This is a genomic window from Bacillus sp. GW823-FHT06B01, assembly GCF_058952315.1.
The window spans coordinates 1-655 of the sequence record NZ_JBXAHR010000028.1; the positions used below are offsets into that span (position 1 = coordinate 1).

General features: G+C 49.3%; 6 tRNA genes. All 6 read right to left on the reverse strand.

The features are described 5' to 3' along the window. Nucleotides 1-75: transfer RNA gene (locus AC1Q8N_RS28710), tRNA-Gly, on the reverse strand. Nucleotides 76-79: 4 nt separating this feature from the next. Next, a tRNA-Gln gene (locus AC1Q8N_RS28715) sits at nt 80-154 on the reverse strand. 63 nt (nt 155-217) lie between these two features. Next, nucleotides 218-293: transfer RNA gene (locus tag AC1Q8N_RS28720), tRNA-His, on the reverse strand. A 19-nt stretch (nt 294-312) separates the two neighbouring features. Beyond that, nucleotides 313-386, reverse strand: a tRNA-Trp gene (locus AC1Q8N_RS28725). A gap of 7 nt (nt 387-393) precedes the next feature. Further along, nucleotides 394-477, reverse strand: a tRNA-Tyr gene (locus AC1Q8N_RS28730). A 10-nt stretch (nt 478-487) separates the two neighbouring features. Next, a tRNA-Thr gene (locus AC1Q8N_RS28735) sits at nt 488-563 on the reverse strand. Nucleotides 564-655 lie beyond the last annotated feature (92 nt).

Here is a 655-nt window from a genome sequence, read left to right on the forward strand (position 1 = left end):
TGGAGCGGAAGACGGGATTCGAACCCGCGACCCCAACCTTGGCAAGGTTGTATTCTACCACTGAACTACTTCCGCAAAATGGCTGGGCTAGCTGGATTCGAACCAGCGCATGACGGAGTCAAAGTCCGTTGCCTTACCGCTTGGCTATAGCCCATCGAATTCTTACTTAATTATATGTAAGTATCAATTAAATTATTTGTAATTTTAAAAATAAAAATGGGGCGACTGATGGGAATCGAACCCACGAATGCCGGAGCCACAATCCGGTGCGTTAACCACTTCGCCACAACCGCCATGTTGTGTAAATATATTTGGCAGGGGCAGTAGGAATCGAACCCACACTGGAGGTTTTGGAGACCTCAGTTCTACCTTTAAACTATGCCCCTATGTAAATGGTGGAGGGGGGCAGATTCGAACTGCCGAACCCGAAGGAGCGGATTTACAGTCCGCCGCGTTTAGCCACTTCGCTACCCCTCCGAAACTTACATGGTGCCGGCTAGAGGACTTGAACCCCCAACCTACTGATTACAAGTCAGTTGCTCTACCAATTGAGCTAAGCCGGCGTATATTATTAAGATAAATGGTGGCTCGGGACGGAATCGAACCGCCGACACGAGGATTTTCAGTCCTCTGCTCTACCGACTGAGCTACCGAG